This window comes from Actinosynnema sp., from assembly GCF_052038725.1.
The window spans coordinates 1-8,551 of the sequence record NZ_JBQGCX010001352.1 but is presented as its reverse complement, the minus strand read 5'-3'; the positions used below and the strand labels follow the sequence as shown (position 1 = coordinate 8,551).

Annotated in this window: 7 protein-coding genes; 4 read left to right on the top strand and 3 right to left on the bottom strand. The window is 75.1% G+C overall.

Annotated features, from left to right (window positions below; translation table 11 throughout):
* On the top strand, window positions 1-809 hold an 809-nt coding region (locus ACTUAL_RS28570; protein ID WP_440902411.1), incomplete at its 5' end, for an NPCBM/NEW2 domain-containing protein.
* Between the two features lie 58 nt (window positions 810-867).
* Here ACTUAL_RS28570 and ACTUAL_RS28565 read toward each other — a convergent pair.
* The gene (locus tag ACTUAL_RS28565) at window positions 868-1,866 is read right to left on the bottom strand and encodes a hypothetical protein (protein WP_440902410.1); all 999 of its coding nucleotides are present in this window, start codon (window positions 1,864-1,866) and stop codon (window positions 868-870) included.
* Window positions 1,867-2,348: 482 nt separating this feature from the next.
* Here ACTUAL_RS28565 and ACTUAL_RS28560 point away from each other — a divergent pair, with 482 nt between their 5' ends.
* The 3 genes from ACTUAL_RS28560 (at window position 2,349) to ACTUAL_RS28550 (ending at window position 6,676) form a co-directional block, all read left to right on the top strand.
* A complete protein-coding gene (locus tag ACTUAL_RS28560; RefSeq protein ID WP_440902409.1) occupies window positions 2,349-4,580 on the top strand; it encodes an NB-ARC domain-containing protein in 2,232 nt (743 codons plus the stop codon).
* Between the two features lie 165 nt (window positions 4,581-4,745).
* A complete protein-coding gene (locus tag ACTUAL_RS28555) occupies window positions 4,746-5,456 on the top strand; it encodes an alpha/beta hydrolase (RefSeq protein ID WP_440902408.1) in 711 nt (236 codons plus the stop codon).
* A 134-nt stretch (window positions 5,457-5,590) separates the two neighbouring features.
* Window positions 5,591-6,676, top strand: a complete 1,086-nt coding sequence (locus ACTUAL_RS28550; RefSeq protein ID WP_440902407.1) for a DUF4034 domain-containing protein — start codon at window positions 5,591-5,593, stop codon at window positions 6,674-6,676.
* 24 nt (window positions 6,677-6,700) lie between these two features.
* Here the strand turns inward: ACTUAL_RS28550 and ACTUAL_RS28545 are convergent, their stop codons facing one another.
* Together ACTUAL_RS28545 and ACTUAL_RS28540 are read right to left on the bottom strand one after the other, a co-directional pair.
* Window positions 6,701-7,351, bottom strand: a complete 651-nt coding sequence (locus ACTUAL_RS28545) for a response regulator (RefSeq protein WP_440902406.1) — start codon at window positions 7,349-7,351, stop codon at window positions 6,701-6,703.
* Window positions 7,348-8,532: a sensor histidine kinase gene (locus tag ACTUAL_RS28540; RefSeq protein WP_440902405.1), complete on the bottom strand. Its 1,185-nt coding sequence runs from the start codon at window positions 8,530-8,532 to the stop codon at window positions 7,348-7,350. Before ACTUAL_RS28540 ends, ACTUAL_RS28545 begins: the two co-directional genes overlap by 4 nt.
* Between the last annotated feature and the right edge of the window lie 19 nt (window positions 8,533-8,551).

Here is an 8,551-nt window from a genome sequence, read left to right as displayed (position 1 = left end):
CGTTCTGGGCGGTGAAGGAGCTGCTCAGCGCGGACTACACCGTGGTGATCGCCTCCCCCGACTACCGGCGGCGAGCGGCGGGCGAGACGCCGCCCAGCGACGGGCGCGGGGTCAAGTACGAGATCCGGTTCCTCCGGGAGCAGATGACCAGGAACCTGGACGAGGCGACCCGCCGGATCCTGCCGGTGGTGCTGGCCGGTCGGGAGATCGACGACGTGCCCGCGTTCCTGCACCCGTACTCGACCACCCGCTACCACGTGAACAGCGTCGACGCCGAGGGCGTCGCCGAGCTGGTCGCGGCGATCACCGGGATCGGCGAGGTCACCCGGCCCGAGCGCGGGGTGTGGCGGGGCGCGACGTGCACGGCGCCCAGGCCGGGCCAGCAGGTGCTGGCGGGGTTGACCTGGCGGGCGCACAGCCCGGACACCAGCTCGGGCGAGGCGTGGATCGACGGGGTCCGGTACGAGCGGAGCGCGGTCGTGCGGAGGGCCGGGGCGGGTGGTCCGGCGGAGAGCTTCCTGGAGGTGGAGCTCGGCGGGCGCTACCGGCGGTTCCAGGCGGCGGCGGGGGTGCTGGACGGCGCGGCCGAGAAGCACCAGGTCTGCCTGCTGCGGGCGTTCCTGGACGGCGACCTCGCCTGGGAGGGCATGGTCTCCCTCGGCAAGCTGTGCGTGGTGGAGGTGGACGTCACCTGCCGCGAGGTGCTGCGCCTGGAGGCGCAGCGGATCGGCTTCGGCGGGCCCGCCAGGGCGCGGGGCGCGTCGACGGGGGCGCTGGACCTGGCCTGGGGGAACCCGACCCTGATCTGAGCGGCGCCGGGGCGGCCGGCGGCTCGCGCGACCGCCCCGTGCGTCCGGCTCGACCGGGTCAGGAACCGGCGCCCGGCCGTCCGGCGGGCTCGTGCGACCACACCACGCCGTAGGACAGGTTGGGGACCAGCCCGGTGAAGGTGGAGTGCACCTCGCCGTTGGCGTCGGGCTCGATCGACTCCCTGGCCGCCAGCGGGTCCTGCACCTCGAGCGGCAGGACCCCCGCGACCCGCCAGACCCGCTCGGGCACCAGGTTCTCCGGGAACTTGACGCGCAGGTCGAAGTGCTCGCACCGGAGCGCGGGCGTGGACACGTAGAACGGCCACATGGCCCCGCGGCCGGGGACGGTGAAGCGCAGGAAGACCTCGTGCTCGGACTGCCGGGGCAGCGCGCGCGGGAGCCTGAGCGAGTACCCCCTCCTGGTGCTGGAGCGCCGCACCTCCCCCTGCAGGGTCGCGCCGTGCAGGACGTGGAACTGGAACCCGTCGCCGGGCGGGACGCCCGCCGGGGTGACGGGCACCGACAGGTCGAGGTCGATCCGGTCGATCCGGTCGCGCATCAGGAGCAGGCGGCGCGTCTCGTAGACCTTGGGCCGCTCCTCGTTGAGCACGACCGACGTGCGCAGGCTGGTGAGGCGCCACGGCAGGGCCGCCTCGTCCTCGCAGGTGTCGCCCGGAGCGCTCGGCGGGGCGAGCGCGGCGCGGGCGACCAGGTCCAGGACCTTGTCGATGAACCTGCCCGCTGTCCGGTCGTCCCGCTCCATGCTCGTGGCGAGCATCGTGACGCGCTCCTTGTAGAACCGGGTCGCCGCGCTCTCCGGGGTGAGCCCGTAGACCACCAGGACCGCGTCGCGCTGATCGGGGGCCAGGGCGCCCGCGAGCTCGCGGAGCCGTTCCGCGACCTCCTCCCGCAACCGGTCCGGCCGCGCGTCGACGTCGAGGGCGAACGCGGAGCGCAGTCCGGGGCCGACGCGCGCGGCGAGGTCGGGGGCGTCGAGCCCCCGGCCCTTGCGGAGCGCCTTCAGCTCGGCGACGAGAGCACCAACGTTTCTGATCATGGAATACCTCCCCTTCGCGGGAGGGGAGCCTAGTTGCGCGGGCGCGTCGCCCCCATATATGGCGAACCGTTTCCCAGCGGTGCTGGAAACAGGAAACCACTTCCTCGGCGAACCTCCCGCAGGTGAAGCTTGGCACGTCCAAAACGGAGTGACCGGGGGGCGGAGCCGAACACCCCCGCAATATCGGGAGCGCCACACCGGCGGGAGCCGGGATTCGCCGAACAATGCCGAGGGAACCAGGGGGTTCCTCGGATGGCGGAACGGCGCGCCCCGGTGGCGCGGACGCGGTGGACCGCGAGGCGCTTCCGGTCGCGTGCGACGCGGAGGAGGTGTGGGAACCGTGCACAGCCACGTCATCGAACTCGTGTTCCACCTGTTCACCCTGTTCGGGTAGGCGCGGAGCGGCCGGGCCCCGGAGCGTTCCGGGGCCCGCCCGCGCGGCGGCGAGCCCGTCCCGAACCCGCGCCGGGCAGGATCGGAGCATGGTGGAACAGCAACCGGAATTCGGCGCGGAACTGCGCCGGAAGCGTGAAATCGCAGGCCACTCGCAGAGCGCCTTCGCCCGCCTGATCCACTACAGCAAGGGTTACCTGAGCAAGGTGGAGACCGGCAAGGCGACGGGCAACCGGGAGTTCGCACAAGCGTGCGACAGCGCGCTCGGCGCGGGCGGTTCACTACTCGCGCTGATGCGCGAGAAGAACAGGCGCCGCGCGCAAGTCGGCGTTCCGGCGCTGCCGGTGTTCGGCCTGCCGAATTCGACCGCGCACTTCACCGGGCGCGAAGCCGAGCTCGCGACCGTGGCCGGGGCGCTCGCGGAGCGCGCGGGCGCGGGCGGCGTCTGCGTGCTCAGCGGCATGGCGGGCGCGGGCAAGACCGCGCTGGCGCTGCGCGCCGCGTGGGAGGCCGCGGGCTCCTTCCCGGACGGGTGCGCGTTCCTCGACCTGCGGTCCCACGACCGCGAGGCGGAGCGCGTGACGGCCCACGACGTGCTCGACCCGCTGCTCAGGCTGCTGGGCGTGCCCGGCGACTCGATCCCGCCGCAGCTGGACGCGCGGGCCAACCTCTACCGCAGCCGCCTGCGCGGCAAGCGGTTCCTGCTGGTGCTCGACAACGCGGTCGACACCGCTCAGGTGCTCCCCCTCATCCCCGCCGAATCGAGGTGCCGAGTGATCATCACCAGTCGCAACCGGCTCAACGCGCTGGACGAGGCGGTGCACGTGCCGATCAGCGCGCTGCCCGCCGACGAGGCCGCGGCCCTGTTCCGCTCCGTCGGCGGCGAGGCCGCCGCGGACGCCGACGCCGAGGTCGTGGCGCGCGTGGTCGAGCGGTGCGGGAGGCTCCCGCTGGCGATCCGGGTGGCCGCGTCCCGCTTCCGCTCGGGGACCGCCGCGCTGGACGAGTTCGAGCGCAGGCTCGCCGACGAGGACTCGCGGTTGGCGGTCCTGGACGACGGGGACCGCAGCGTCGTCACCGCGTTCAGCGTGTCCTACCGGGCGCTGCCGTCCGCGCAGGCGCGGCTGTTCCGGATGCTGGCGCTGCACCCCGGTCGTGAGATCGAGGTCCGCAGCGCGGCGGCCCTCGGCGACGTCGACGTGCGGGAGGCGCGGGGCATCGTCGACCGGCTGGGCGACGCGCACCTGGTCGGGCAGAGCCCGGCGGGCCGCGTCCTGCTGCACGACCTGATGCGCGACTTCGCCCGGTCGCGGCTGCTGCCCGCGGTGCCGACCGAGGAGTGCGCCGCCGCCGTGGCGCGGCTGCTCGACCTGAACCTGCGGCTCGCCCACCGCGCCGACGAGCTGATCAGCCCGCACCGGTACCGCCCGGCGCTGCCCCCGGAGCTCGCGGCGCCGGTCGAGGAGTTCGCGGGCGGGGAGGAGGCGCTGTCCTGGCTGGAGCGGGAGTGGCCCAACCTGGTCGGCCTGTGCGGGCTGGCCTCGGGGCACGGGCTGCACGGGCACTGCTGGCGGCTGGCGCTCGCGCTGCGCGACTTCTTCTTCCGCACCAAGCTGTGGGGCCCGTGGGTGGACACGCACGGGATGGCCGCGGCGTCGGCCCGCGCGGTCGAGGACCGGTGGGCGCTGGCGGCCACCACGCACAACCTGGGCGTGGCGCACCTGGACCGGGGCGAGCCGGGGGTGGCCTCGGAGTGCTTCGAGGAGTCGTTGGAGCTGTTCGGGGAGCTGGGCGACGAGCACGGGTCGACCAACGCCCGGTCGAGCCTGGGGTGGGCCGCGCTGTACGAGGGCGAGCACGAGCGGGCGCTGCGGGAGCTGGGCGCCGCGCTGGGCGCGTACCGGCGGCTCGGCAACGCGCGGAACGCGGCGATCACCCTGCGGGGCGTGGCGCTGGTGGAGGCGGAGTTCGGGCGGTGCGCGGAGGCGGTGCGGCACGCGGAGGAGAGCCGGGGGCAGTTCGTGGCGCTCGGTCTGCCGCTGGACGAGGTGATGTCGGTGAACTGCGCGGCGTGGGCGCGCTTCCTGGACGGCGCGCACGAGGACGCGGCGGCCGGGTACGCGGAGGCGGTCGGGTTGGGCGAGCGGTGCGGCAGCGCCTACGAGGTGGCGCGGGCGTGGACCGGGCTGGGCAACGCGCACAACGCGGAGGGGCGGAGGGACGAGGCCGAGCGGGCGTGGGCGGTGGCGGACGAGTTCCACCCCTCGCTCGACCCGGTCATGGTCGGCGAGGCTCGGGTTCGGGCGTCGGCTCGCGGGTGACCCGGTTGAGCGGGAAGGGCACTTTTCAGTCCTTAATGGACTGTCTACAAAGGATTTTGCGAGCACGTAGCCCGCTCGCGAGTTTGCGACCGAGCCCCGCTCTCCCCTTAACCCCGTCCCCGCGCCGGGTGCACAATCCGGGCACTGCGTCCCCCGCAGGAGGAAGTGCCGTGTGACCGCTGGTTCGCGTGCTGGGCGCCGTGCCCCGAGCTGCCCGACGTCGAGTGCGGCGTGCTGTCCGTGCCCGTCGACCGGGCCGATCCCGGTGGCGGCCGGGTCGGGGTGGCGGTGGCTCGGCGGGTGGCGTCGGACCCCGCGCGGCGGATCGGGGTGCTGGTGGTCAACCCCGGTGGGCCCGGCAACTCCGGGGTGGACTTGTTGGACGCGCAGCCGGGAACCGTTGCGGGCGTTGGGGAAGCGCTTGCCAGCGCGGACGTGGTGGCGGAGCCGTTCCCGGCGGTGTTCTGCCAGGACTGGGCGCTGCCGGTGCGCGACTTCCGCGAGCACGCCGCGCTGACCGCGCACGTGCGGCGGGTGGCCCCGAACACGGGTGGCGGGCAGCGCCCCGACCAGCCGATCGGGACGTGCCTGGGGCGGACAACGGAGGTGTCGAACCCGCAGCGCCCGCTGCGGGTCGAGGGCGCGCCGAAGATCCTGGCGCTGAACGGCGCACACGACCCGGCGACGCCGCTCGCGGGCGCGCTGGAGGTCCGGCGCCAGGCCGGGGACGCGGTGGTGCTGGTCACCTGCGGGGGCGCCGGGCACGGGGTGCACCAGCGCAGCGCGTGCACCAGGGGCGTGGCGGACGCGTACCTGCTGGACGGCGTGGTGCCCGAGGACGGGACGCGGTGCCCGGCGGTGGAACCGGGGGCGTGACGGCCTTCCGCTGGAGCGCAATCCGCTTGGTGGGCGGCTGACCGGTGGTGCACACTTCCCCCGCGATCGGCCGCGCCGCCCGTGCGCGCCCCGCCTCACCACCGGTCACCGAGCCGTTCAGGAAGAAGCACCCCGTGGTCCTGTCGTTGTTGTTGCACCCCAAGAAGCTCGCGAACACCCTGTGGCTCATGCGGGAGGCGTCGCGGCGCGGCGTCGAGATGGAGGACCTGCCGGACGAGGTGCTCGCGCCCCGGCTGCTGAAGAAGTTCGACGCCACCCCGTGGGGACTCGTGCCCAACGACCAGGTGACGCGCGAGCCGCTCGCCGACCCCGAGCTGGACCGGGCGGTGGCCGAGGCGACCGAGGGCCGCTGGGAGGCGGGCGCCGAACTGCTGGCCTCGACCAGGGGCCGCTGGGCGCGCCGCGACGAGGTGGTGCGCGCGCTCGCCGGGTGCGCGGCGGCGAACCAGGCTTTTCTGAGGCGCTGGCAGGAGAAGGACGGCTCGAACCCGGACCTGGCCGCGCTGCGCGCGATCGCGCTGGTGCACCTGGCGTGGCAGGCGCGCGGCAGCCGGAGGGCCGCTGAGACCAGCGCCGAGCAGATGGCGGGCTTCCACCGGTTCCTGTTGCAGGCCGACGAGGCGGTGGACGTGGCGGCGGCCCTGGCGCCCGAGGACCCGACGCCGTGGATGACGCGCGTGATGCTCGCCAGGGGCCTGAGCTACGACCACGAGCGGTTCCGCGAGGCGTGGGCGGAGCTGGTGGCCAGGGACCCGCACCACCGGGGCGGGCACGTGCAGGCGCTGCAGTACTGGTGCGCGAAGTGGCACGGGTCGCACGAGCTGATGATGGGGTTCGCCGAGGAGGCGATGCGCGCGCACCCGTCGCTGGCGGTGCTGCCGATGCTGGCGACCGAGGAGCTGCCCGACCGGGAGGACGGCGACGACGACGCGCCGTGGCAGACGCCGGTGGTGCGCGAGGCCCTGGAGGTGCTGCTGCCCCGGCTGGCGGGCGAGGGCAACGCGCCTCGGGCGGTGCGGACGGACCGGGGGTACGCGATCTTCGCCCTGACCGCGAACGGGCGGCACGCGGAGGCGGTGGAGCAGTTCCGGGTCCTGGGCGCGCAGGCCGACGCGGACCCGTGGGCGAGCCGGGAGCACGGGCTGCTGGCGTTCTTGCAGCAGCGGGCGGAGGCTTGCGAGCGGGCGGGGAGGCCGTGAGCCGGGGTCCCGGTGCGCGGGGCCCTACTCCCGCACCGGGACCAGCCCGTTCTCCCAGGCCCACGCCGCGATCTCCACCCGGTTGCGGGCCGACAGCTTCGCCTGGACCGACGCGAGGTGCGTCTTCACCGTGCCGACCGTGACGTGCAGCGCCCCGGCCACCTCGGCGTTCGTGCGGCCTCGCGCGACGAGCAGGACCACGTCCAGCTCCCTCGGGGACAGCCGCACGTCCGGGGTGCGGCGGCGGGTGGGGGTCAGGCCCTCCAGGAGGCGCACGGTGATCGCCGGGCTCACCAGGGCCTCTCCGGTCGCCGCGGCCCGGATGGCCTCCAGGAGCAGGGGCGCGCCCGAGGTCTTGAGGATGAAGCCGCACGCGCCGCCGCGCAGGGCCCGGCGCACGTTCTCGTCGTCGTCGAACGTGGTCACGACCACGACCCTCGGCACGCCCGGCGCGCCCGGTCCGGTGATCCTGCGCAGCGCCTCGACGCCGTCCATGCGCGGCATCCGGATGTCCATCAGGACCACGTCCGGGGACAGCGCGCGGGCCAGCTCGACCGCCTCCACGCCGTCCACGGCCTCGCCGACGACCTCGATGTCCGGTTCCGCCGACAGGATCATGCGGAACCCGGTGCGCACCATGGCCTGGTCGTCGGCGACCAGCACGGAGATCGTCACGGGCGGTCCTCGAGCGCTCCCGCGGTGAACGACCTGGTCGCGAGCCAGTCGTCCCCCGCGTCGAAGCCCGCCTGCCCGGTCGGCAGCCAGGCCCGCACCACCCAGCCCGGCCCCCGCGCCCCGGCGAAGAGCGTCCCGCCCACGGCGGTGACGCGCTCGCGCAGCCCGAGCAGGCCGAACCCGCCGCTCCCCGGCGAGCCCGCGCCGTCGTCGGTCACCTGGACGCCGAGGCCGTGGTCGACCGCCACCAGCAGCACCTCCACCCGCGTCACGCCGCGCCCGTGCTTGCGGACGTTCGTGAGCGCCTCCATGACCACCCGGTGCGCCGCCGCGCCGACCTGCGCGGGCACCCCGCCCACCGGGCCCGCGAGCTCCAGCGCGACCGGCAGCCCGGAGCGGGCGACGAGGTCGGGCAGGTCGGCGACGCCGGGTGCCTGCGCGTCGGGGCCGGTGTCCCTGAGCAGCCCGACGACGCGGCGCATGGCGTGCACGGCCTCGGCGCCCGCGCGCTCGATGTCGCCCAGCGCGGTGACCACCAGCTCCGGGTGGGTGCGCGCCACGGCGGCGGCGCCCTGGGCCTGCACGACGATGCCGGTGACGTGGTGGGCGACGTAGTCGTGCAGGTCGCGGGCCAGCTCGGCGCGGTCGGCGGCCCTGGTTCGGTCGACCTGCTCGCGGCGGGCGGCGGCGGTGGAGCGCAGGTATGAGCCCGCCGCCACGAACAGCGCGGTGGCCTGCGCCAGCACCAGTGCCAGGACGGTGAACGCCAGGTCGCCCACCTCCGCGCCGAGCGCCTGGGCGGCCACCGCGAGCACCAGCGGCACGCCAAGCGCCCACGACCGGGGCCGCCCGACCCGCAGCACGACCGGGGTGAGCGTGGCGAGCAGCGCGACCGACGCGGCGAACGGGAACGGCAGGGGCGCGTCGCCCCTCGGCAGGAGCGCTGCCCCCAGCGCGAGCGCGACCTGCAGGACGACCACGAGCGCGAGCGCGCGCGGGCGCAGGCCCCAGGAGGCGAGCAGCAGCGCGCACGCCGCAACCGACCACACCAGGCGCAGCGGGCTGTTGTCGCTGCCGGAGAACTGGCCGCTCAGCACGTCGATCACGCCCAGGACCAGCAGCGCGGCGGCGGTGAGCGACCACGCCGCGACGACCCTGGCCCTCGTCCGGTCCTCCAGCACGGGAGCGAGCCTAAGGCGG